Source organism: Ruegeria sp. C11, from assembly GCF_056537725.1.
Genome location: NZ_JBQFSB010000010.1, coordinates 157,772 through 179,728, shown reverse-complemented (window position 1 = coordinate 179,728; position 21,957 = coordinate 157,772). Strand labels below are relative to the sequence as shown.

The 21,957-nt window shown below is 56.9% G+C and carries 21 protein-coding genes and 1 tRNA gene; 10 read left to right on the top strand and 12 right to left on the bottom strand.

Annotation, left to right across the window (positions count from 1 at the left end; all coding sequences use genetic code 11):
* The first annotated feature begins 94 nt into the window (after positions 1-94).
* From mtgA to ACR0NA_RS17725, 4 genes are all read left to right on the top strand, one after another.
* Positions 95-835 (top strand): monofunctional biosynthetic peptidoglycan transglycosylase, encoded by a 741-nt coding sequence (gene mtgA / locus ACR0NA_RS17740; protein ID WP_480731172.1) that lies wholly within the window; start codon positions 95-97, stop codon positions 833-835.
* A 58-nt stretch (positions 836-893) separates the two neighbouring features.
* Positions 894-1,559, top strand: coding sequence for an FtsZ-binding protein FzlA (fzlA, locus tag ACR0NA_RS17735; RefSeq protein WP_480731170.1), 666 nt, complete (start codon positions 894-896; stop codon positions 1,557-1,559).
* Between the two features lie 60 nt (positions 1,560-1,619).
* A complete protein-coding gene (gene queG, locus ACR0NA_RS17730) occupies positions 1,620-2,657 on the top strand; it encodes a tRNA epoxyqueuosine(34) reductase QueG (RefSeq protein WP_480731168.1) in 1,038 nt (345 codons plus the stop codon).
* A gap of 72 nt (positions 2,658-2,729) precedes the next feature.
* On the top strand, positions 2,730-4,733 hold the full coding sequence (locus ACR0NA_RS17725; protein ID WP_480731165.1) for a hydantoinase/oxoprolinase family protein: 2,004 nt from the start codon (positions 2,730-2,732) through the stop codon (positions 4,731-4,733).
* A gap of 39 nt (positions 4,734-4,772) precedes the next feature.
* On the opposite strand, the gene msrA is transcribed toward ACR0NA_RS17725, so the two are convergent.
* The 6 genes from msrA to ade all read right to left on the bottom strand — a co-directional run bounded on the left by msrA (position 4,773) and on the right by ade (position 10,603).
* A complete protein-coding gene (msrA, locus tag ACR0NA_RS17720) occupies positions 4,773-5,285 on the bottom strand; it encodes a peptide-methionine (S)-S-oxide reductase MsrA (protein ID WP_480452481.1) in 513 nt (170 codons plus the stop codon).
* Positions 5,282-5,731 (bottom strand): peptide-methionine (R)-S-oxide reductase MsrB, encoded by a 450-nt coding sequence (gene msrB, locus ACR0NA_RS17715; RefSeq protein WP_170654974.1) that lies wholly within the window; start codon positions 5,729-5,731, stop codon positions 5,282-5,284. Before msrB ends, msrA begins: the two co-directional genes overlap by 4 nt.
* A gap of 94 nt (positions 5,732-5,825) precedes the next feature.
* Positions 5,826-6,704 carry a DMT family transporter gene (locus ACR0NA_RS17710; RefSeq protein ID WP_480731162.1) on the bottom strand — a complete coding sequence of 293 codons (879 nt, stop codon included), beginning with the start codon at positions 6,702-6,704 and terminating at the stop codon, positions 5,826-5,828.
* Positions 6,705-6,922: 218 nt separating this feature from the next.
* Positions 6,923-7,210: an HU family DNA-binding protein gene (locus ACR0NA_RS17705; protein WP_170654983.1), complete on the bottom strand. Its 288-nt coding sequence runs from the start codon at positions 7,208-7,210 to the stop codon at positions 6,923-6,925.
* A gap of 130 nt (positions 7,211-7,340) precedes the next feature.
* Positions 7,341-8,804, bottom strand: coding sequence for an AMP nucleosidase (locus tag ACR0NA_RS17700; RefSeq protein WP_480731159.1), 1,464 nt, complete (start codon positions 8,802-8,804; stop codon positions 7,341-7,343).
* Positions 8,801-10,603: an adenine deaminase gene (gene ade / locus ACR0NA_RS17695; protein ID WP_480731157.1), complete on the bottom strand. Its 1,803-nt coding sequence runs from the start codon at positions 10,601-10,603 to the stop codon at positions 8,801-8,803. The genes ACR0NA_RS17700 and ade overlap by 4 nt, the downstream gene beginning before the upstream one ends.
* On the opposite strand from ade, the gene ACR0NA_RS17690 reads away from it, so the two are divergent.
* A complete protein-coding gene (locus ACR0NA_RS17690) occupies positions 10,602-10,745 on the top strand; it encodes a hypothetical protein (protein WP_480731155.1) in 144 nt (47 codons plus the stop codon). The two genes, ade and ACR0NA_RS17690, sit on opposite strands and share 2 nt — an antisense overlap.
* A 272-nt stretch (positions 10,746-11,017) precedes the next feature.
* Here the strand turns inward: ACR0NA_RS17690 and ACR0NA_RS17685 are convergent, their stop codons facing one another.
* Complete coding sequence (locus ACR0NA_RS17685; RefSeq protein ID WP_480731152.1) at positions 11,018-11,464, bottom strand: c-type cytochrome; 447 nt, start codon at positions 11,462-11,464, stop codon at positions 11,018-11,020.
* Positions 11,465-11,955: 491 nt separating this feature from the next.
* Between ACR0NA_RS17685 and petA the strand changes: the two genes are divergently transcribed.
* The 3 genes from petA to ACR0NA_RS17670 are packed head-to-tail and all read left to right on the top strand — an operon-like array spanning position 11,956 to position 14,670.
* Positions 11,956-12,516, top strand: coding sequence for a ubiquinol-cytochrome c reductase iron-sulfur subunit (petA, locus tag ACR0NA_RS17680; RefSeq protein WP_480731212.1), 561 nt, complete (start codon positions 11,956-11,958; stop codon positions 12,514-12,516).
* A gap of 12 nt (positions 12,517-12,528) precedes the next feature.
* Positions 12,529-13,860: a cytochrome b gene (petB, locus tag ACR0NA_RS17675; protein WP_170655000.1), complete on the top strand. Its 1,332-nt coding sequence runs from the start codon at positions 12,529-12,531 to the stop codon at positions 13,858-13,860.
* Between the two features lie 15 nt (positions 13,861-13,875).
* Positions 13,876-14,670 carry a cytochrome c1 gene (locus ACR0NA_RS17670; RefSeq protein WP_170655003.1) on the top strand — a complete coding sequence of 265 codons (795 nt, stop codon included), beginning with the start codon at positions 13,876-13,878 and terminating at the stop codon, positions 14,668-14,670.
* 61 nt (positions 14,671-14,731) lie between these two features.
* Here ACR0NA_RS17670 and ACR0NA_RS17665 read toward each other — a convergent pair whose 3' ends face one another.
* From ACR0NA_RS17665 to dapF, 3 genes are all read right to left on the bottom strand, one after another.
* Positions 14,732-15,127, bottom strand: a complete 396-nt coding sequence (locus tag ACR0NA_RS17665; protein WP_480731149.1) for a hypothetical protein — start codon at positions 15,125-15,127, stop codon at positions 14,732-14,734.
* 125 nt (positions 15,128-15,252) lie between these two features.
* On the bottom strand, positions 15,253-16,512 hold the full coding sequence (gene mtaB, locus ACR0NA_RS17660; protein WP_480731147.1) for a tRNA (N(6)-L-threonylcarbamoyladenosine(37)-C(2))-methylthiotransferase MtaB: 1,260 nt from the start codon (positions 16,510-16,512) through the stop codon (positions 15,253-15,255).
* Positions 16,509-17,351: a diaminopimelate epimerase gene (gene dapF, locus ACR0NA_RS17655; protein ID WP_480731145.1), complete on the bottom strand. Its 843-nt coding sequence runs from the start codon at positions 17,349-17,351 to the stop codon at positions 16,509-16,511. The genes mtaB and dapF overlap by 4 nt, the downstream gene beginning before the upstream one ends.
* 210 nt (positions 17,352-17,561) lie before the next feature.
* Here dapF and ACR0NA_RS17650 point away from each other — a divergent pair.
* Positions 17,562-17,637, top strand: a tRNA-Lys gene (locus ACR0NA_RS17650).
* Positions 17,638-17,970: 333 nt separating this feature from the next.
* Here ACR0NA_RS17650 and ACR0NA_RS17645 read toward each other — a convergent pair.
* Together ACR0NA_RS17645 and ACR0NA_RS17640 are read right to left on the bottom strand one after the other, a co-directional pair.
* Positions 17,971-18,825, bottom strand: coding sequence for a hypothetical protein (locus ACR0NA_RS17645; protein ID WP_480731142.1), 855 nt, complete (start codon positions 18,823-18,825; stop codon positions 17,971-17,973).
* A 1-nt stretch (position 18,826) separates the two neighbouring features.
* Positions 18,827-20,602, bottom strand: a complete 1,776-nt coding sequence (locus tag ACR0NA_RS17640; protein WP_480731140.1) for an amidohydrolase — start codon at positions 20,600-20,602, stop codon at positions 18,827-18,829.
* A 148-nt stretch (positions 20,603-20,750) separates the two neighbouring features.
* On the opposite strand from ACR0NA_RS17640, the gene ACR0NA_RS17635 reads away from it, so the two are divergent.
* On the top strand, positions 20,751-21,674 hold the full coding sequence (locus tag ACR0NA_RS17635) for an AraC family transcriptional regulator (RefSeq protein WP_480731137.1): 924 nt from the start codon (positions 20,751-20,753) through the stop codon (positions 21,672-21,674).
* Positions 21,675-21,957 lie beyond the last annotated feature (283 nt).

Here is a 21,957-nt window from a genome sequence, read left to right as displayed (position 1 = left end):
GCTGTGCAGAAAATGGAACTACATATCGCGCGAGGGGCAGTTGATCGCGAAATAGGCCTTTCCTTAGGCTGCATTGGCCTCGTATAGCAGGAACATGGCAAAGAAAGCAGCACGCAAAAAAGGCGGCACCAAAAGGAAACAGGCAAAAACGAATTCCACGCTTCGGCTTCCTCGCAGGATCGGGCGCTGGTTGGTGCGGGCCGGCATGATCGTGGCTGCTGCGGTAGTCGGTCTGATTTTGCTCTATTCGTTTATCAATCCACCGGTCACTCACACGATCTGGTCCGAGTGGCGGCGGCTGGGTCGGGTTGAACGCGAATGGGTTCGGATCGAGGAAATCTCACCCGTCATGGTACGCGCGGCAGTGGCAGCTGAGGATGCCAATTTCTGTCTGCATTGGGGGTTTGACGTCGAAGCGATCCGCGAAGCGATTGAAGCGGGCGGTAGCCGCGGCGCCTCGACGATTACACAGCAGGTCGTCAAGAATGTGTTTCTCTGGCAGGGGCGCAGTTGGGTCCGAAAGGCGCTGGAGACATCGATGACTCCGGTTGTGGAGCTGTTTTGGACCAAACAGCGGATACTGGAGGTTTATCTGAATGTTGCGGAAACCGGGACCGGGGTATTTGGGGTAGAGGCCGCCGCGCAAAGCAATTTCGGTGTGAGTGCGGATGCTCTGACGCCCACTCAGGCAGCCCGGATTGCAGCGATCCTGCCGTCACCAAGAAACCGGTCGGTCACGGACCCCTCGGTCAGAACCCGGAGGCGGGCAGGGAAAATTCTGGACGGGGCGGCCACCATCCGCGCAGATGGTCGCGCGGATTGTTTCGAGGATTGAAACCCATACCCATGCAAGGCTATTGCTTTGGGGTACTAACTGGTTCGATTGGAAGCCCATGGCGCGTCTGTTTCACGTTCCCCTGTCCCCATTTTGCCGCAAGGTCAGACTGTCACTTGCCGAAAAGAAAATCGAAGTTGAACTGATCGAAGAGCGGTATTGGGAACGCGATCCTGACTTTTTGCGGCGGAATCCGGCTGGCAAGGTTCCGGTTCTTCGGCTGGATGGCACGATCATGTCGGAAAGCGCCGCAATCTGCGAGTATATCGAAGAAACACGCCCCGAACCGCCATTGATGCCCAATACGCCCGAAGCGCGATACGAGGTTCGACGTCTGGTCGGCTGGTTTGACGACAAGTTTCATAACGAAGTGACATCGAAATTGTTGTACGAGCGGGTCAACAAGAAGGTGACCGGCGCGGGGTATCCGGACAGCAAGAACGTGAAGGAAGGCGCGCGCGCCATCAAATACCATCTGGATTACATGGCCTGGCTGCTGGATCATCGCCGCTGGCTGGCAGGGGATCAGATGACGCTTGCGGATTTTGCGGCTGCCGCGCATCTGTCAGCGCTGGACTACATCTCGGATGTGGACTGGAACCGGTCTCAGGTGGTCAGGGATTGGTATGCCAAGATCAAGTCGCGCCCGGCATTCCGATCAATTCTGGCGGATCAGGTGCCGGGCTTCCGGCCGCCCACCCATTACGCTGATCTGGATTTCTGATATTCAGGTGTGGAACCGGGGGCCGTCTGCCCCCGGACCCCTGAGAGTATTTCTTGCCAGATGAAGGACGGATCGGATCTGAAGGAAAAGTTGGTGGCGCAGGCCTTGTCCGAGGGGTTTGTATCCTGTCGGATTTGCCGCCCGTGGGATGTGCCGCTGGTGCCAGTGCGGCTGGACGCGTTTTTGAAGTCCGGGTTTCACGGGCAGATGGCCTGGATGTCCGAGCGCACCCATTGGCGCGGTGATCCGTCGGCGCTGTGGCCCGAGGCGCGATCGGTGATCATGCTGGCGGAAAGCTATACGCCGGAGCACGACCCGACCCGGATTCTGAATGACCCCGAGGCCGGGGCAATATCAGTATATGCGCAGAACAAGGACTATCACGATCTGGTCAAGAAGCGGCTCAAGCGGCTTGCCCGCTGGCTGATCGCTGAAGGCGGAGGTGAGGTTAAGGTGTTTGTGGACACCGCTCCGGTACCGGAAAAAGCGCTGGGGCAGGCAGCGGGATTGGGGTGGCAGGGCAAACACACCAATCTGGTCAGCAGGGATTGGGGGAATTGGGCCTTTTTAGGCTCTGTTTTTACCACATTGGAACTACCTGCCGATCCGGCTGAGATGGATCGCTGCGGCTCATGCCGGGCCTGTCTGGACAGTTGCCCGACCGACGCTTTTCCGGCGCCGTATCAACTGGATGCGCGGCGCTGCATTTCTTATCTGACCATTGAACACAAAGGCCCTGTTGACGAGGGACTGCGTTCGAAACTGGGCAATCGGATATACGGGTGCGATGATTGTCTGGCGGCGTGCCCCTGGAACAAATTTGCGGTTGAAGCTAGTGACATGCGCTACTCCGCGCGAGACGATCTGATGGCGCCCGACCTGGCGGAACTGGCTGTTCTGGACGATGCAGGGTTCCGGACGAAGTTCTCAGGCTCTCCCATAAAACGGATCGGACGAGACCGGTTTGTGCGTAATGTTCTTTATGCGATCGGCAATTCAGGCAGTGCTGGATTGTTGCCCGTCGCCGCTGCGCTTACCGATGATCCCGATCCCGCTGTTTCAGACGCGGCACGATGGGCGGTTAATCAATTGTCATAATGCCGCAAACAGACTGGACGCGCCGTTCCCAGCCGCTACACCTCTCTCTCAGCGAACAGATGGAGGGCGCCGATGGCTTTGGCTTTGGGTGTTGATACGGGCGGAACCTACACGGATGCGGTGCTGATCCGGGACGAGAAAGAGGTTATCGCCTCGGCCAAGTCCCTCACCACCCGGGCGGATCTGGCAATTGGTGTGGGCAAGGCGATTTCAGCAGTGATGGCCGAGGCCTCGGTTCGGCCCGACCAGATTTCGCTGGCATCGCTGTCGACGACGTTGGCCACCAACGCATTGGTCGAAGGTCAGGGCGGGCGCGTTGCCCTGATCTACATTGGCTTTCGCGAAGCCGATCTGGATAAGCACGGGCTGAAAGACGCGCTGAAGGGCGATCCGGCTGTGGTGATCACTGGCGGGCATAACCATGCCGGGGGGGAGGTCGCCCCTCTTGATACCGCGGCGCTGGAGAAGTTTCTGGATACCCACGACGGTATTTCGGGGTTCGCTATCGCAGCCCAGTTTGCGACCCGTAATCCGGCGCAAGAATTGCAAGCCGCTAAGATCATCATGGAACGTACCGGCGCACCGGTGACGTGTTCGCACCAACTGTCGGCCAAGCTTAACGGCCCCAAGCGGGCGGTTACGGCAGTATTGAACGCCCGCCTGATCGGTATGATCGATGGGTTGATCGGTCGCGCGCAGGACACATTGCGCACCCTTGGAATTGATGCGCCCATGATGGTCGTGCGGGGCGACGGGGCCCTGATGAGCGCTGAGCAGGCACGGGAACGCCCGATTGAGACCATTCTCAGCGGTCCTGCCGCGTCGATTGTAGGGGCGCGATGGTTGACCGGTGCTGAAAATGCACTGGTGTCCGATATTGGCGGCACGACTACGGATGTGGCGCTGATCAGGGATGGCAAACCCGCCATCGACCCGGCAGGGGCCCAGGTTGGCGGGTTTCGAACCATGGTCGAAGCGGTGGCAATGCGCACGCACGGGCTGGGAGGGGACAGTCAGGTACACGTGGTCACCCAAGGCCTATCGGGTGGTGTTTTTCTGGGTCCGCGCCGCGTCCTGCCCGTTTCGCTGATCGCAATGGAAGCACCTGGTGTTGTGCACGCCGTATTGGACGAGCAATTGCGGGCAACAACGGTTGGCGAGCACGACACGCGATTTGCGCGGCGTGTGCCGGGAATTCGCGCGGATGGTGTCGGCCCGCGTGAGGACGCCCTGTTGCAGCGTCTGGGCGAACAGGTCCTGCCACTGAGCGCGCTGCTGCGTACCCGAATGGAGCACGGGGCGCTGACGCGCCTCGTGGATCGGGGCGTCATTCAGATTTCGGGCGTTACGCCATCGGATGCAAGTCATGTGCTTGGCCGCTTGAATGAGTGGGACCGGGACGCGGCGCGAAAGGCGTTGGAGCTTTTTGCGCGCAAGCGTGTCGGGTCGGGCGATCTGTTAGCAAAGTCACCAGACGCTCTGGCGCAGATGATCGTCGATCAACTAACGGAACAGACCGCATTGACCTTGTTAGAGACTGCTTTCGCAGAAGAGCACGAGGAGTTCGGCATACCGCCGCAGGACCTGGCGCGGCATGTTCTGACGCACAGGGGGCTGGCCAAACATCGCGGGTTGTTGGCATTGGATGCGGGCTTGAATGTCGCTGTGGTTGGATTGGGGGCCTCGGCACCCAGCTATTACCCGGCCGTGGGCGAACGACTGCATTGTGACATGATCCTGCCGAAACATGCGGGCGTAGCGAATGCGATCGGCGCTGTTGTTGGCCGGGTCACGTTCAAGCGTGCCGGAACCGTCACCTCGCCCGCGGAAGGCCGCTACAGGGTCCATCTGGAAAGCGGACCGCAGGATTTTGGCGAGACCGACGAAGCTTTGACCTTGTTAGAGACTGTTTTGCGCACAGAAGCAGAAGGCGCTGCGCGAGATGCAGGCGCCGAGGATATCAGGGTTCTGGTGGATCGGGATATCCGCACGGTCAGCGTCGAGGGGCGCGACGTTTTTGTCGAGGGTACCCTGACCGTCGAGGCAAGCGGACGGCCTCGGGTCGCTATCGGCTAAATGCCCCTTCCGCCGAAAAGGGGCATTGCCTGATCTGAATTATTCCGCCGCATCCGTGCGCTTCGGCAGCACCCAGTCCTGACGTGGGAAATGGCAGGTGTAGCCGTTTGGAATACGCACCAGATAATCCTGATGTTCCGGTTCGGCCTCCCAGAAATCGCCGACTGGTTCAATTTCCGTCACAACCTTGCCCGGCCACAAGCCGCTGGCATCCACATCGGCAATCGTGTCCAAAGCCGTTTGTTTCTGTGCGTCATCGACGAAATAGATGGCTGACCGGTAGCTCATTCCGACATCGTTGCCCTGACGGTTCACTGTCGTCGGGTCGTGGATCTGAAAGAAGAACTCCAGCAACTCACGATAAGAGGTTTGCGCGGGGTTAAACCAGATCTCGATCCCTTCGGCGTGTGTGCCGTGGTTGCGGTAGGTCGCGTTTGGCACGTCGCCGCCGGTATAGCCGACACGCGTGCGGGTAACCCCCGGCAGTTTGCGGATCAAGTCCTGCATTCCCCAGAAGCAGCCTCCGGCGAGAACGGCGCGTTGTTCGCTCATGTGATGTCCTCCACGTGGATCAGATACTCTGCATACCCTTCGGTTTCCATGTCGTCACGGTGAATGAACCGAAGGGCGGCAGAATTTATGCAATAGCGCAGCCCACCATGTTCCCGTGGTCCGTCCGGAAACACATGGCCCAGATGGCTGTCGCCGTGTTTTGACCGTACCTCGGTCCGGATCATGCCCAAAGTGCGATCCTCGAACTCCTGCACATGCTCGTGGATGATCGGCTTGGTAAAACTTGGCCAGCCGCAACCGGATTCGTATTTGTGGCTTGAGGCAAACAGGGGCTCGCCCGAGACGATGTCCACGTAAATGCCCGGTTCCTTGTTACTTAGATATTTACCCGTGCCGGGGCGTTCGGTGCCGCTACGTTGCGTGACGTGATATTCCTCGGCCGAGAGGGCAGCGATGGCGTCGGGGTCTTTGGTGTATCGGGTCATTGCTCCTCCGTCTTTCAGGTTCTGTCGCAGTAAATGGGGTTCAGGCGTGGAAAGCAAAGGCATGTTTCACGCCCCTCGCGCAGTCGTGCGCAATTCAGGCCGTTTTGACAGCCGGTTGCCGGGACAGCTGAACCGCCAGAATGCCCAAAGTCGTCACCGCCACCCCGACTGCATCCAGTGGCCCAAGTTTCTCACCCAGTAATATCGCGGCAATTGTGACTCCGAATACGGGGTTGAGAAAGTGAAAGGTTGCGGCGCGAACGGCACCAATCCGGTTCAGCAGGAGGAACCAGATCAGAGTTGCGACCAAACCCGGAAACAGTGTCGTATACACGAAGGCCAGTGCCAGCGGCACGGTTGGGTGTACGAAAATTGTCTCAAAAAACGGGGCGGCCACGAACAGCACGGCAGAGCCGACAAACATCTGCAGTCCAACGACCATCATGAAGTTCCCGCCGGATGTGGCGCCGCGCACGGCCAAGGTTGCAAAGGTCAGCGCCAGCGCACCAATGCAGCACAAGGTCACGCCAAACATGTCTATTCCGGCGCCGATCCGGCTGCTCATGATCAGGGCGACACCGGCAAACCCGGCAAACAGGCCGATCACGCCAAGCGGGCGCAGATTTTCTTTGAAGAAAAGCCAGCTCGCCAGCGCGACGAGCAGGGGCATTGTCGAGGCAATGATCGCCGCAACCGAGGCTTCGATCGTCTGCATGGCGTAGAAATTCAGACCCAGATAAAGGGCATTCTGGCAAATTCCGAATACTATTGTCGCGCGCCATTGGGAACGGGTCATATGCCAGCTTTGTCCCATCGCCCTTGCAATCGCGACACCCAGTATACCGGAGATCAGAAATCGCACGGCAAGGGAAAACAGGGGTGAGGCGTCGACCACGATGATCCGTGCCGACGTGAATGCAGAAGACCAGATAAAGGCAAAGGCCAGCCCCATGGCTATGGCACGGATATCCACAACGCTCCCCCCCTCTGAACGCCGGAACTGTTCCTTATTTCAGGGCTGGCCGCAAGCACCCGATGACACGGGAGATCCTAAATCTCTGGCTTTGATTGATAGGGTGTATCCAGAGAGCCGAGATGCAGTTCAATCACTTTCAGTCAGCCAGTTTGTTGGGTGACAAAGAAAAAGGGCCGCCCGTAGGCGACCCTTGATCTGGCGTCTTTGAGCTTGAATCAGCCGTTCACGCTGTCTTTCAGAGCCTTGGCGATGGTCATCTTCACCACTTTGTCGGCTTCTTTGGTAAAGGTCTCGCCGGTGGCCGGGTTGCGCACCTGGCGCTCAGGGCGCTCACGGCAATAGATCTTGCCAACACCGGGCAGGGTCACGGCGCCACCGGCGGATACTTCGCGGGTGATCAGGCCCGTGATTGCTTCCAACGCGGCGTTTGCGGATTTCTTGTCAGTTCCCATTTCCTCAGCGAGAGCAGTAACCAGCTGAGTTTTGGTCATAGGCTTTGCCATTTCTTGGTCTCCTTACAGTGCCCGATCCATAGGGCCTCACCGCGTAACTCTAACGGGATATTGTGGTGGAACACAACGAATAGTAGCGTAGAAAACCCCAAAAATATGGGGATTTCGTTGCTTTTTTGCTTCAGAGGAAGGCCGTTTCGTCAAAAGAACGCAATTTCCGGCTGTGTAAACGCTCCAGAGGCATACCGCGCAGCCGCTCCATCGCACGAATTCCAATGGCCAGATGACGGCTTACCTGCGTGTTATAAAAGGCGGATGCCATGCCCGGAAGCTTTAATTCACCGTGCAGGGGCTTGTCCGAGACGCAAAGCAATGTGCCGTAGGGCACCCTGAACCGGTAGCCATTTGCGGCGATGGTCGCGCTTTCCATGTCCAGCGCAATGGCGCGTGACTGGCTGAGCCGTTGAACTGGCCCGCTATGTTCGCGCAGTTCCCAGTTTCGGTTGTCGACAGAGGCCACGGTTCCGGTTCGCATGATCCGCTTCAGCTCGTACCCCTCCAGCTCGGTTACCTCAGCCACTGCCTGTTCAAGCGCGATCTGGATTTCCGCCAAAGGCGGGATGGGGACCCAAACCGGCAAATCATCGTCCAGCACCTTGTCTTCGCGAAGATAGGCATGGGCCAGAACAAAATCCCCAAGGGCTTGTGTGTTGCGCAACCCGGCACAATGCCCGACCATCAGCCAGGCATGTGGGCGCAGAACGGCAATATGATCGGTTGCGGTTTTTGCGTTTGACGGACCGACACCGATATTGACCAGAGTGATCCCGGACCCATCCTCACGCTTGAGGTGATAGGTGGGCATCTGTGGCAGTTTCAGCGGAAGCTCGACCGGGGTTTCAGGATCGGTGATTTCAATATTACCGGTCGACACAAAACTCGTGTAGCCGCTGGCCGGATCAGCCAGTTGCGATCTGGCGTAATTCTCGAACTCCGAAACATAGAACTGATAGTTGGTGAACAGAACGTGGTTCTGGAAATGATGCGCGTCCGTAGCCGTATAATGCGCGAGACGTGCCAGAGAGTAGTCGATACGCTGAGCTGTGAACAATGCCAGCGGCCCGACACCGTTGTCCGGTTCGTGGACGCCGTTGACGATGTCGTCATTTGTTGTGGTCAGATCCGGCACATCAAAAACATCGCGCAGGGTAAACCCGGCGGCCCCCTGATGTGGCACCACCAGATCGGGGTTGTTTGCAACGGCGAAATGCACAGGAATTGGTGTCTTTGAAGGGCCGATCACGACCGGTTGGTCGTGGTTCTTTATCAATAGGGCAATCTGCTGAGTCAGATAGGACCGAAACAGATCCGGCCGCGTGACCGTAGTGGCATGCGTCCCGGGTTCCGAGACATGACCAAAGCTCAGTCGACTGTCGACTTGCGCATAGGACAAGGTTTTTATGCGAATTTCCGGGTAATAGGCCCTATACCGCCCAACTGGTGCTCCGTTTTCGATCGCTTCGGAAAACCCTTCGCATAAAAAGCTGATAGCCCTTTCATACAATTCCTCCAGATGCGCGACTGCAGCAACGGGATCGGTAAAGCTTTCGGCGTCAACGGTTTCCGGTGTTCTTATTGTTGTCATGCAAGCGGTTCCAAAAGGTCGATCTTTTCGAAGGTGCGCACATCCACCAGCCCAAGGTCGGAAATTCTGAGTTCCGGAATCACGACCAGGGCAAGCAGGGAATGCTGCATATACGCATTATTCAGGTCACAGCCACACGCCTGCATTGCATCAACCATCGCCTGCGCTTTGGCCGCGACTTCAGTTGCGGGGCTGTCAGACATCAATCCGGCGATCGGCAGTTCAACAAGCGCCAGTTCCTTGCCGTCCCGGAAAATGGTGATGCCGCCACCGACCTCGGCCAGCCGGTTGGCGGCCAGTGCCATTTGTTCGCGATCCGTGCCGACGACGATCATGTGGTGGCTGTCATGCGCCACGGTCGAGGCCATGGCCATCCGGCCCTGATACCCAAAGCCTGACACAAATGCGTTGGTTACCCCACCAGTGGCGCGGTGACGTTCCACCAGCGCGATCTGGCAGGTGTCGCCCTCACCTTCAACCAGACCGCCAATCACCGGCAGTTCCTTTTTCAGTGCTTTGGTCGGGGCCTGATTTTCCACGATACCAATAACATTGGCCCGGACCCTGTTGGCACCTTCGGGCGCTTGGATTTCAAAGTCTTCAGCTCGCAATGCATGCCCAAGGTGAACGGTGTTCCGTGCCGAGTCCGGCCAGTCAAAATGCGGACAATCCACCGTAATAGAGCCGTTTTCCGCAACAACCCGTCCGCGTGCGATCACCAGTTCGACAGGCAGTTCGCGCAAATCGGAGCTGAGTATGACATCGGCGCGCCGCCCCGGCGTGATCGAGCCGATCTCGCGTTCCAGCCCGAAATGGGTTGCGGTATTGATCGTCGCCATCTGCAGCGCCACCAGGGGATCGCAGCCACAGGCAATCGCGTGGCGCACGACGCGGTTCATATGACCCTCATTGACCAGAGTGCCCGAATGGCAATCATCCGTGCACAGGATGAAGTTGCGCGGGTCCAACCCCTTTTGCGTCACGGCCGTTATTTGGCTTTCGACGTCATACCAGGCCGAGCCTAGTCGCATCATAGACCGCATCCCCTGCCGTACACGCGCGATTGCGTCGGCTTCGCAGGTCCCCTCATGATCATCGGCCGGGCCACCCGCGACATATGCGGCAAAGTTTGGCCCCAGATCGGGCGAGGCATAATGGCCACCAACAGTCTTGCCAGCGCGTTGTGTCGCGGCAATCTCGGCCAGCATCTTGGGGTCTGCGTTGGAAACGCCGGGAAAATTCATCATCTCGCCCAGGCCGATAATGCCGGGCCATGTCATCGCTTCGGCAACGTCTTCGGGCGTGATCTCGTACCCGGTTGTCTCCAGCCCGGGCGCGGATGGCGCGCAGGAGGGCATCTGGGTAAAGATATTCACCGGTTGCATCAGCGCCTCGTCATGCATCATCCGCACGCCATCAAGGCCCAGAACGTTGGCAATCTCGTGCGGGTCAGTGAACATCGACGTTGTGCCATGCGGGATAACTGCTCTGGCGAATTCCGCCGGTGTCAGCATCCCGGATTCGATGTGCATATGCGCGTCACACAGGCCGGGTATCATATACCGCCCGTTCGCCTCGATGATCTGGGTATCTGATCCTGTGCAGTGCGAGGCGTCCGGGCCGACAAAAGCCACCCGACCCTCGGCTATTGCGATGGAATAACCGGTAAGTGTCTCTCGGGAATGGACATTGATCCAGATTCCATTGCGGATCACCAGATCCGCAGGCTCACGTCCTGCTGCGACGGCGATCAAGCGCGGGGCGACATCGGGCCAACTTGGGAAGGATACATTTTCCATGGCTCAACTTTCCCGAATGCTGCGACAGGTGCAACCCCTGCCGCAACGGGATCATGAAACCTTCATGAAGCAACCCTGTTTCAATGAGTTGCCCAATGACGAATATCAGGGATGGCTGAGCACATGTCCCAAAGGACGGTAGACGCGCATGGATCTGGACAGGCGTTGCGTCGATTGGCCTGAACATTCCCATTGAAAGTATGGTGGCATATTTCCCTTATTAGAGCCTGTTTTCTAAACAAAGACTGTGCTGCGGTACCAACGGCGACACACAACAAGGACCGGCGACTCCTCCTCGGAACTCGCCGGTCAATTCTTAAGCGGCTGCTATACCGCTATCTCTCCCCCCACAATCGTTCCAGTTTGGATAAGCCAAACACGGGAGTGAAACAGAAGCACGCAAGTTCCTGATTGTCAGTGACTGCTGAATGTCGCGATATATGCCGAGATATCCTCGGCGCCTTTCTTCAGCTTGACGCTCATGTTCGGGCGGGCGGTGTCGTCGTCCAGATATTCGCGGATGAATCCGATCGGGTCCTTGGCGTAGGTTGCAATGTTTTCCTCGGTCCAGATCAAGCCCTGTTCACCCGCGCGGATCATGTCATCGGTAAACATGCCCACTGGCAAACGCTCACTGCCATAGCGGTAATCGGGCTCGGCTCCGGCAACGCGACCGATGACGCCATACAGATTCGGCCCGGTAATTCCGCCTTTCACCAGAACTTCGCCGTCCTTGATGATCGCATGGCAGGACGAGCACCGGTTATACAGTTTTTCACCTTTTACAGGGTCACCAGCAGCCAGAGCCGGTGCGCCGCTTGTTAGCACGAGCAAAATTGCGGTCAGAGTTTTTGTAATCATTTTGGTGTCCCCAACTGGTGTTCGCGCGATTCGCGTTATGAGGTTTCACGCTAAAAGTGCAACAGGGAATTTGGCAAAGTTCGCTTGTGAAAATATCTATTTAAAATAACACTTTATCTAGCACCGTGGGTGCGTGAAGAATGCTCTAGGAGCAGGCGGTTTTTCCTGAGTGTTAACTGCAGCAGACTGGGACATAATTTTGAGATGGCCGGCCTCAACATGGCCTCGGGCACACGAATCAGCCGGAAAGGTGGGGACAGGGTTTTCATGTCGCACTGAAACAGGCGTTAGTCCGCGTGTTTTTAGGGGATATTCTTGAAATTATGTGTCCGCGTTGCGACATGAAAGACCAGATGCGGCGTAGTGCGCGCCTATGACCGCTGGACGAACCGTTTTCTCCCGGATAGATAGCCGCGATGAGATGCCGCTTTGATGCGGTACTGATGCATGTTTGCCCGTTAAGCCGGGCGCTGGAATTCGGAGAAAACCTCGTGTCCCACGCAGAAGACCACGAAGGCACCCGCAGAGATTTCCTCTACTACGTCGCTGGCGGCGCAGGTGTCGTAGCCACGGGGGCCGTTGTCTGGCCTCTGGTCAACCAAATGAACCCTTCGGCTGACGTTCAGGCGCTGTCCTCAATCCGCGTGGATGTGAGCGGTGTCGAGATCGGAACCCAGATCACCGTGAAATGGCTGGGTAAACCGGTTTTCATCCGCCGCCGGACGCAGGAAGAGATTGACGAGGCACGCGCCGTCGAAATCTCGGAACTGCCTGACCAGGACGACCGCAACGCCAACAAGCCCGGTCTGGATGCGGCCGACGAAAACCGTTCGCTGGACGAAGCGGGTGAATGGCTGGTGATGATGGGTGTGTGTACGCACCTTGGCTGTGTGCCTCTGGGTGATGGCGCCGGTGATTATCACGGCTGGTTCTGCCCCTGCCACGGTTCGCACTATGATACGTCCGGACGTATCCGCAAGGGCCCCGCGCCCGAGAACCTGCCTGTGCCTGTCGCCGAGTTCGTCGACGAAACCACCATCAAGCTGGGATAAGGAGACGCGCCTATGTCCGGTATTCCGCACGATCATTATGAGCCGAAGACGAATGGCGAAAAGTGGCTGAACAGCCGCCTGCCCATCGTAGGCCTTTTGTATGACACCCTCATGATTCCCACCCCCAAGAACCTGAACTGGTGGTGGATCTGGGGCATCGTTCTGGCGTTCTGCCTTGCGTTGCAAATCGTCACCGGCATCGTTCTGGTGATGCACTACACCCCGCATGTCGATCTGGCCTTTGCCAGCGTCGAGCACATCATGCGCAACGTGAATGGCGGCTATATGCTGCGCTATCTGCACATGAACGGCGCGTCGCTGTTCTTTGTTGCGGTCTACATTCACATCTTCCGCGGCCTTTTCTATGGATCCTACAAGGCGCCGCGTGAGGTGACATGGATCATCGGGATGCTGATCTACCTCTGCATGATGGGCACTGCGTTCATGGGCTATGTTCTGCCCTGGGGTCAGATGTCCTTCTGGGGTGCGACCGTGATCACCGGCCTGTTTGGCGCGATCCCGTTTGTGGGAGACGCGATCCAGACCTGGCTGCTGGGCGGACCGGCGGTGGACAACGCCACGCTGAACCGCTTCTTCTCGCTGCATTACCTGCTGCCGTTCGTTATCGCGGCACTGGTTGTGGTGCATATCTGGGCCTTCCACACCACCGGCAACAACAACCCCACGGGTGTTGAAGTTCGCCGTGGATCCAAGGCCGAGGCCGAGAAGGATACACTGCCGTTCTGGCCGTATTTCGTGATCAAGGACCTGTTCGCACTGGCGATTGTTCTGGTGATCTTCTGGGCCATCGTCGGTTACATGCCGAACTACCTGGGCCACCCTGACAACTATATCGAAGCCAACCCGCTGGTTACGCCTGCACACATCGTGCCTGAATGGTACTTCCTGCCGTTCTACGCGATCCTGCGCGCCTTTACCGGTGAGGTCTGGGTCGTTCAGTTCGCAAGCTTCATCACCGGTGGCATCATCGACGCCAAGTTCTTTGGTGTGATTGCGATGTTCGGTGCGATCCTGGCGATGGCGCTGGCGCCCTGGCTGGACACGTCGAGCGTGCGTTCGGGCAAATACCGTCCGATGTTCAAATGGTGGTTCTACCTGCTGGTCATCGACTTCTTCGCCCTGATGTGGCTGGGTGCGATGCCCGCCGAGGAGCCCTATGCGACCTTCTCGCTGATCGCGTCCGCCTACTGGTTTGCCTATTTCTTCGTGATCCTGCCGATCCTGGGTGTGATCGAGAAGCCCGAGGCGCAGCCGGACACCATCGAAGAAGACTTCAACGCGCATTATGGCAAGGCTGACGCCGACGCCACGCCCGCCGAGTAAGAGGGACTGGAAATCATGTTCAAGAAACTTGCAATCGGCGCTGCTGCAGCTCTGGCCCTTGCGCCCGCCTCGACCTTTGCGGCAGGTGGCGGTGAGCAGCACATCGAGGACTTTGCGTTCTCGTTCGAAGGTCCGTTCGGCACCTACGATCAGCATCAGCTGCAACGCGGCCTGCAGATCTATACCGAGGTCTGCGCGGCCTGCCATGGCCTACGCTATGTGCCTCTGCGCACGCTGTCCGATGAGGACGGTGTCGGCCTGAGCGAAGAGGCGGTCCGCGCCTATGCGGCCCAGAACTTTGAGGTGTTCGATCCCGAGCTTGACGATTTCCGTCCGGCACTGCCAACCGATCACTTCCCGGTCAACGATGGTGTTGGCGCACCCGACCTGAGCCTGATGGCCAAGGCCCGCGCCGGGTTCCACGGCCCTTACGGTCTGGGGATCAACCAGCTGTTCAAGGGCATGGGCGGTGCGGAATACATCGCCTCGCTGCTGGACGGCTATACCGGCGAGGAAAAGGAAGAAGCAGGCACCATCCTGTACGAAAACACCGCCTTCCCCGGCGGCTGGATTTCGATGGCCCCGCCGCTGTCGGACGAGCAGGTCGAGTTTGCCGATGGTCATGAAAACACCGTCGAAGCGATGTCCGAGGATGTCGCGGCCTTCCTGATGTGGACCGCCGAACCCAAGATGATGGCCCGCAAGAATGCCGGATTTGTTGGTGTGCTGTTCCTGATCGGGCTGTCTGTACTGCTGTACCTGACCAACAAGCGCCTGTGGGCACCCGTCAAGGGCAAGAAGCTAAGCTAAGCGACCAAACGCTTGGAACTGGAGGCTCCGCAGCTGGTCTGCGGAGCCTTTGTTTTTGGGCTCAGCTTCCTGCGGGCGGCTTGGCATTTGCGTTGGCGTTGAAGTTCACGCCGCGATTTGCGCACAACCCTTTCCATTTACCGCGCCACTTGCCTTTATTGTTTTTGTCGAGGTTGAGGGTGCCGTGTGAGTTCTTGCCACAATTTCCCCCAGTGAATTCGATTTTGACCACCATCGACGAGGCCGTCGATTTAAGCGTGGAAACCTTGGTGGCCGTGCTGGTTCCCACCTTGCCATCCGGAATCGTGACCTGACCATTTGAGACATTCATCGTCAGTGTGAACGGGTTTTTGGAGCTTACTTTTGTCTTCCAGACACCTGCCGGAAGCCCCTCTGCAAACGCTGTACCGGAAAAGACGCAAAGTATCGCGACGAGCGCAAATTTACTTGGTTTCATAACTACCTCACTCAGAAAAACGTCTGAAAACGTAAGACGCGCAGAGTTTCCGAGTCAATGTTTGAGGCAGAGCAATAAATCTGGCGAATGGTCCGGGTCGGTGAAATTCCGGTGGTACAGAGTGCTTATTCTCCGCACAGGCACTCGCCGGACACACCAGTGATTGTTGCCGAAATCACTGAACCCTCGACCCGGGGGCTATTGAATTCCACTTCGGTAAACTGCTCCGTCCGGCCCATGTGGGGGTTTTCCATCAGGATACTGTGGGTTTTGCCAACCTGTGCCGCCAGATGCCTCTCAACCTGCGCTGCACCCGCGTCCCGCAGCCTGGCGGCGCGTTCCTTGATGACGTTGCCGTTCACTTGCTGGGGAATGCGTGCAGCAGGCGTGCCTTCGCGTTTGGAGTAGGGAAACACATGCAGCCAGGTCAGATCGCAGTCGGTGACAAGCTTGAGAGAATTTTCGAAATGCGCATCGGATTCCGTTGGGAAGCCTGCGATGATGTCGGCCCCAAAAGTCATGTCGGGGCGCAGCTTGCGCGCCTCTTCGGTAAAACGGATCGCGTCGTCGCGCAAATGGCGGCGCTTCATCCGTTTCAGGATCAGATCGTCGCCATGCTGTAGCGACAAGTGCAGGTGTGGCATCAGGCGAGATTCGGTGGCAATAGCCCGCATCAGGTTCTCATCCACTTCGATCGAATCGATCGAGCTGATGCGCAGACGCGGCAGGTCCGGAACCAGTTTCAAAATCCGCATAACCAGATCGCCAAGTTTGGGCTGCGCTGGCAGGTCAGTCCCCCACGAGGTCAGGTCAACCCCGGTCAGCACAACCTCGTTATACCCTTTGTCCACAAGGCGCTTGATCTGATCCACGACGATCCCCGCCGGAACACTGCGAGAGTTCCCACGGCCATAAGGAATGATGCAGAAGGTACAGCGGTGATCACATCCGTTCTGAACCTGAACATAGGCGCGCGAACGGGTGCCAAAACCGTCGATCAGGTGACCTGCGGTTTCGGTAACCGACATGATATCGTCCACCTGCACCGCCTCGGTCTCACCAATGAAATCTGCGGCCATGCCTTTCCACGTCTCGGGGCGCATCTTCTCGGAATTGCCGATGACCGCGTCCACCTCGTCCATTTGCGCAAAGGTCTCGGGTTCGGTTTGCGCCGCGCAACCGGTGACGATCAGGCGGGCATCCGGATTCTCACGCCGCAACTTGCGGATTTCCTGGCGGGCCTTGCGGACCGCTTCGGACGTCACCGCGCAGGTGTTTACGATCACCGCATCGCTCAGGCCCGCCTGTTGCGACAGTTCCTTCATCGCCTCGGTCTCATAGGCGTTCAGGCGACATCCAAGCGTGGTGAATTTCGGAGGCTTCATTCAATAGTCCCCAGAAATTCAGGCGTCAGCGTTCCGCTGAACACATGACATGTCGGACCAGTCATCCAGACACCGTCCTCGCGCCAGTCGATCCAGATCGTCCCGCCGTCGAGTTTAATCTGAACTTTGCGCCCCGTCAGGCCGCGCCGGGCGGCTGCAACCGCCGTCGCGCAGGACGAAGACCCGGAGGCAAGGGTTATGCCCACGCCGCGCTCCCAGACACGCATACGGATGTGGTCAGGGCCGATGATCTGCGCCACCTGCACGTTGGTACGTTCTGGATACAACGGATGATATTCATAGCGCGCGCCAAACTGCTCCAGCGGGACCGATTCGGCGTCTTCAACAAAAAATGTGCAGTGCGGGTTTCCCATCCCGGTTGCGGTAGGGCCGCCTTCGATTGGCAGTTCCAGCGTTTCCACATCTTCGGCCAGTGGGATTTCCTGCCAATTAAGCTGAGGCTGGCCCATGTTGACGGACGTCAGCCCCTCTCCGGCGTCTTCGGCAAACAGGATGCCGCGTTCCGTCGACAATGTAAGGCTGGACTTTCCTGTCTCGTCCATCAGATGACGGGCGATGCAACGTGTTGCATTTCCACAGGCGGCAGAGGTTGAACCGTCAGAATTATAGAACACCAGATGCGCGTCAGCGTCACCATTCGTGATGATCGCCAGCTGATCGAACCCAACCCCGAATTGCCGATGCGCAATTACCTGCGCCAGAGCCGGCGTGACCTCGACGGTTTGCGCGCGCGCGTCGACAATGACAAAGTCATTGCCCAGCCCGTGCATCTTCATGAAGGGCAAACCGGTTTCGCGAAAGTGTTGCATGGCGGGCATATAGCGCCGCGCTTCGAATGAATCCACCCTGTCCCGAAGATTCCTTAAAAAAGGGGTTGACCCCTTCGGCGGCTCTCCCTAATTAGGCCGCCTATCGGGTCGCCGGAAACTTTCGGGTCAAGGCGAAACGAGGCGCAGAAAAGGGCCTTGAACCCAGTCGGGAATTTGGTCTAGAGAGCGCTGCGGGTCGAAGAGATCCAACAAAAGAGTGGGCCGTTAGCTCAGTTGGTAGAGCAACTGACTTTTAATCAGTGGGTCGCAGGTTCGAATCCTGCACGGCTCACCACTTTTTTAATAAAGGCAGAATATTGCGCGCAAGTCTCGCCGGTGAGCTTGAAGGCGCGTTCGTTCCGGAAGCTATACGGAAGCATTGTGACTAAGAAAAAGTGTCGTTGCGGTTGTATCACAAGAACAGCATCAGACATGTATAGCCAGACGCGGTCTTCGGGACACAGGGGTAAAACTGTCAGGATTCGCGAAATGGGCGCGAACAAAATTGAGTTCGGTTCGTTACCTACCAACAAGCGGTGTCAATGAAGGTCGCCTCAAAAGATGCAAGCAGCCCGCTACGGTTCCTGTGTTGGCGCATGAACCTTAGTGGGCAACAAAATGGGCATTCTCAGAAAAAGAATGAAAGCCCCAATTTTAGCTGACTATCTGGCCCACCGGTTGGCTTACGGTCCAGTGCATAGTATCCGACACTGACATCCATCGCGGTTCCCTTTTCTTCGTTTAGGATGGATGTTTTACCGACGGTCAGACCTATTGGGATGGTCCACGCCTCACGGCTGTTTGCTGCCTTCCAATTGTAGGACATCACGTTGTTGTAGCCAAAATACCAGCCTTGTCCGAGCCCATAGGTTAGAATGGGCTGAATGATTGAGACGCTGAAATCGTTCTCTCCCCACATATGTCCCAAGACGCCACCCCAGGATAGATCGCCGGCTTGTCCGAAAACAACAAAGGCTGGCCCCGCACCCCAACCTGCACCGGCAAGGGCGGAATCACTGTGCGTCGGTAGCGATACCTGCATGCCGTAACCAACCGCGATTCCACTTTCCCCCGGCGTCGGAGCGTAGAAGGCTTGAACCGTCGTATCGCCAATCCCCCAGGTCAAATCGTTCGCGGGTGAGGGTACGTTGATACTCGGCGGCAGCACTGCACTTGGCTGGACGCCTTGAATGGGAATAATCCCTCGTAGCACCAGGTTCGCGTCATTCAATGGCACCGAGTAAACTGGTTGGAGTTGGAAATTATAGCTGTCTTCGTCGTTGGTGCCGGTTCGAAATGCAATCGTGTTGTCCGTCATCAAAGCTTTGGTGTCGGCAAGAGGGTTCGCCGCCTTACGCGCCGCCTGACACGCGGCGTCGCATGCATGGGCGATGTTTCCGAGGAAGGTTGCCACGCCAAGCGTCAAAACTAAAAGTAGCGCAAGCAGGGCCTGTTGTTTCCTCCCCTTAGAGGGGATGATCATCTCAAAGTCCCTCACGATGGGTGAATTCACCATTAAGCAAAGTACCCACGACAATTGCTTCAGCGATCATGTTTTCGGGTTCAATCTCGCGCAGGCTTTTCTCCCAAATCGCGATATCAGCATATTTTCCAACTTCGAGAGACCCGATCACGTCTTCCATACCCATTTGCCAGGCTGGGGCTCGCGTATAGGCGTTCAGAACCTGATCAATAGTCATAACCGGACGCCAGTCGGGGAAGGGTTGCGCGCCTTCAATCGAAGGCTCGATCAGGGTCATTGACTGCTGGAACAGATAGGCAGGGTAAGCGCGTTCGATAGCGGCGCCGGGCGCGTCACCTGACAGCGAAAGATTGTCGTACATCTGCGCAATCTGAGAATATTGTCCATGGGCCTCACGGGCGAACGCTTCCTGCATGATCTTGAACAACTCAGAGCCATTCCGACCGGCATCCAGCTCGTTGTAAAACAATGGGCTCGCGTTGGTTGGAATGTTGTGCAGGACCACCTTATCGCGCGTTTCATCGTCCATTGAGGTAAAGTGATCGATCCGATTGCGGGCGTCGGGGTACGACTTCTTCGCCTCGATGATGATGTCTGTGTATCGTTTGATCAAACGCGAGCCATCTGCATGCGTGATGATGTCGAGACCATTTGCATTTGCCCGATTGACCATTTCGAACAACCGGTCGGGTGATACGCCATACTCGCCCCACGTCAGCGGATCGCCGTCGTTTTCTGGAAGGTATGGAACAAGCTGAGTCGCTCCGCGCGACAACCACGCGTTCTCAGGGTGGATCTTGATCTTGTCGGTGCGTAGCATGTCAGTGTTGTAAAGCGACTGCATCTCCAGAGCGAAATCTACGATGTCCTGTGCGTCCGCATCCGGCAGCTTGAACCAAGGCATGATGTTGAATCGCATCTTCAGTTCGCCGCTGTCCTCGCGCTCCTTCATGACGGCCATGATGTCGCGCATGTCCTGCTTCATGTTCTCGGTACTTATCGAAAATCCGGGTGTCACGAGACCCGGAACCATCGCTGTGGTCACGCCCTTGCTGGCGAGGTAATCTTGGAGAAAGTCGGCAGAGTCCGGGACAAGTTTGTCCGGATCCCAGGCCCCAATGTTCACAAATGCCTCAAAGAAGATCGTTTCGATACCAAGGCCCGTCGGGTTACCGTCCGTGTCGCGCTCCCAATAGATAACGCCGGGTTGCGTATCCGGGGTATCCTTTGTGATCCCTGCGGCTTCGAGCGCAAGCGTGTTCAGCACCGCATCGTGAGATGCGTTGCCGAATACCATCGTGGGGCGACCCAGATCCCACTTGTCCAGATCGGCGGCGCGGGGTTGCGCATTGCCAAGATTGGCGGGCACCCAGCCATACCCGGTCAAGGGGCCAGTCTCGTCTGGGTTGGCGTCCACATATTCTTTCATCAACCGTCCGACATCATCGACGGACCGTGCTGAACTTACATCGACGCCGGTCGTGATCCACTTTGAAGAAACGACGTGATTATGGGATTCGATCATGCCTGGTGTGACGTACTTTCCACCAAGATCGATTACATCTGTCTCGTCTCCAGCAAATGACTTGGCATCTTCCGTGTCACCTACGAACAGAATTTTCCCGCCTTTGATAGCGATGGCTTCAGCCACTGGCTGAATAGGGTTCATCGTCTCAATGTTGCCATTGAGCAGCAATCGATCCGCTGTTTGAGCATGCAAGGCAGCTGCGGAGCCCATGAAAGCAGCAACGGTAAACACTATTCTTTTAAATGTCATATCTAACACCAGGCCAGTCTGTTTCATTCAAAGAGAAGAATGCCTAAAAGTGTTTTTGCTGGCTATCCGATCTGAGCAAGCTACTTTGGAAAGGGTGGTTGTGGCCGTGTCGCCATTCCGAAAACACCTTTAGAAACCAGAGCGCTCAATGTACGAAAAACTCATTGTCCTGTCGGTGGAACACCTTCCTGTCTATCAAGATGTAGAGCTGGAGGCGCTCCCTTTGTGTTCACAAGGGCCAAAGATGAGCCTGCGGAGGGCCGCTCTGGGCGACGTAACAGTGCATGCCGAGGCGTTTCTGAGCCGGATCAGATATAGTGAAATTCAGCAGGGCGATGTCGTCTATTACGGCTTGTTTCTGCCCCAAGGCGACCCTGTTCGATTTCGCGGAGCGGTTTTCGCCAAACCATTCCTCGTGTGTTGGCATGGCATTGGGCGTACCGAATACGACTATATCGTCGAAGGCGGAACGAAGATTTACTTACTGGAGGTTTCAACCTCTCTTGTGCATCGCCGAGGGTGGCAATTTCCACCCGCTTCACTTGTTCCGGTGCAAGCGGACCGTGTTCCTCGCTTCACGCAGTTGTTGGAAAGCGGTCTGAAGCTTGCCAAAGAGCAATCTGGCGAGGACTTATTTCGACGGGGCCAAATCATTTTGAAGCAATTTGAACTGCTGATTGGAGATGAGCTGTTTCATTACCCCAAGTCCTTCCAACTGGACAAAGCCAACGCCCGTCATAGGAGGCTGGTTGTAGAGGCTGAGGAATTATTGTTTGAGAACGCGCACCAAGAACAACTGACTGGGCACGAAATTGCCCGGTTCCTTGGTGTCCCGAGGCGTACTCTCTACGCTGCGTTTCACAGTCAGATGGGTCTTGGTCCCAGTGAATTTCAAAGGCTGGTACGAGTTTACCGGTTGCGTCACCTTCTGAAGAATACGCCCTATCAGAAAGGGATCGTCTCAAAACTTATGCAGGACGTAGGTTTCAATCACTTCGGTCGTGCGTCTAACATCTACCGTAGTCACTTCGGCGAAACACCAAGCGACACTATTCGCGCAATGAACCATTGAGCTTGATAGAAATTCCTCTGGGTGGCGGTTCTTTCCCCGCACAACAAACGATGTTTCTACCGTTAGAGTAGTATTCTCTCCCTTCATGCTGAACGTCTGCTTTTGGTTAATCAGTCGGCCGCAGGTTCGACGCGCGCCAGCAACCTCACGCTTCACGTTCACCAAAGAAGTTCTTACGGGCTGATTTTGTGGTGCTGTAACCCAGTAGGCGCACCAATTCTCCGTTGTTGATGCAGACACGTGCAGATCGAAATCCAAATTTTTGGATTGGTAACATATGCCT

What these genes read in the sequence shown, in the direction of transcription:
- petB (WP_170655000.1), top strand. Translation starts at nt 12,529, where the DNA reads ATGTCCGGTATTCCGCACGATCATTATGAGCCGAAGACGAATGGCGAA.
- ACR0NA_RS17645 (WP_480731142.1), bottom strand. Translation starts at nt 18,825, where the DNA reads ATGATCATCCCCTCTAAGGGGAGGAAACAACAGGCCCTGCTTGCGCTA.
- ACR0NA_RS17665 (WP_480731149.1), bottom strand. Translation starts at nt 15,127, where the DNA reads ATGAAACCAAGTAAATTTGCGCTCGTCGCGATACTTTGCGTCTTTTCC.
- mtaB (WP_480731147.1), bottom strand. Translation starts at nt 16,512, where the DNA reads ATGAAGCCTCCGAAATTCACCACGCTTGGATGTCGCCTGAACGCCTAT.
- ACR0NA_RS17670 (WP_170655003.1), top strand. Translation starts at nt 13,876, where the DNA reads ATGTTCAAGAAACTTGCAATCGGCGCTGCTGCAGCTCTGGCCCTTGCG.
- ACR0NA_RS17690 (WP_480731155.1), top strand. Translation starts at nt 10,602, where the DNA reads ATGGCTCAACTTTCCCGAATGCTGCGACAGGTGCAACCCCTGCCGCAA.
- ACR0NA_RS17640 (WP_480731140.1), bottom strand. Translation starts at nt 20,602, where the DNA reads ATGACATTTAAAAGAATAGTGTTTACCGTTGCTGCTTTCATGGGCTCC.
- msrB (WP_170654974.1), bottom strand. Translation starts at nt 5,731, where the DNA reads ATGACCCGATACACCAAAGACCCCGACGCCATCGCTGCCCTCTCGGCC.
- ACR0NA_RS17705 (WP_170654983.1), bottom strand. Translation starts at nt 7,210, where the DNA reads ATGGCAAAGCCTATGACCAAAACTCAGCTGGTTACTGCTCTCGCTGAG.
- ACR0NA_RS17700 (WP_480731159.1), bottom strand. Translation starts at nt 8,804, where the DNA reads ATGACAACAATAAGAACACCGGAAACCGTTGACGCCGAAAGCTTTACC.
- msrA (WP_480452481.1), bottom strand. Translation starts at nt 5,285, where the DNA reads ATGAGCGAACAACGCGCCGTTCTCGCCGGAGGCTGCTTCTGGGGAATG.
- ACR0NA_RS17635 (WP_480731137.1), top strand. Translation starts at nt 20,751, where the DNA reads ATGTACGAAAAACTCATTGTCCTGTCGGTGGAACACCTTCCTGTCTAT.
- mtgA (WP_480731172.1), top strand. Translation starts at nt 95, where the DNA reads ATGGCAAAGAAAGCAGCACGCAAAAAAGGCGGCACCAAAAGGAAACAG.
- fzlA (WP_480731170.1), top strand. Translation starts at nt 894, where the DNA reads ATGGCGCGTCTGTTTCACGTTCCCCTGTCCCCATTTTGCCGCAAGGTC.
- dapF (WP_480731145.1), bottom strand. Translation starts at nt 17,351, where the DNA reads ATGCCCGCCATGCAACACTTTCGCGAAACCGGTTTGCCCTTCATGAAG.
- ACR0NA_RS17725 (WP_480731165.1), top strand. Translation starts at nt 2,730, where the DNA reads ATGGCTTTGGCTTTGGGTGTTGATACGGGCGGAACCTACACGGATGCG.
- queG (WP_480731168.1), top strand. Translation starts at nt 1,620, where the DNA reads ATGAAGGACGGATCGGATCTGAAGGAAAAGTTGGTGGCGCAGGCCTTG.
- ade (WP_480731157.1), bottom strand. Translation starts at nt 10,603, where the DNA reads ATGGAAAATGTATCCTTCCCAAGTTGGCCCGATGTCGCCCCGCGCTTG.
- ACR0NA_RS17685 (WP_480731152.1), bottom strand. Translation starts at nt 11,464, where the DNA reads ATGATTACAAAAACTCTGACCGCAATTTTGCTCGTGCTAACAAGCGGC.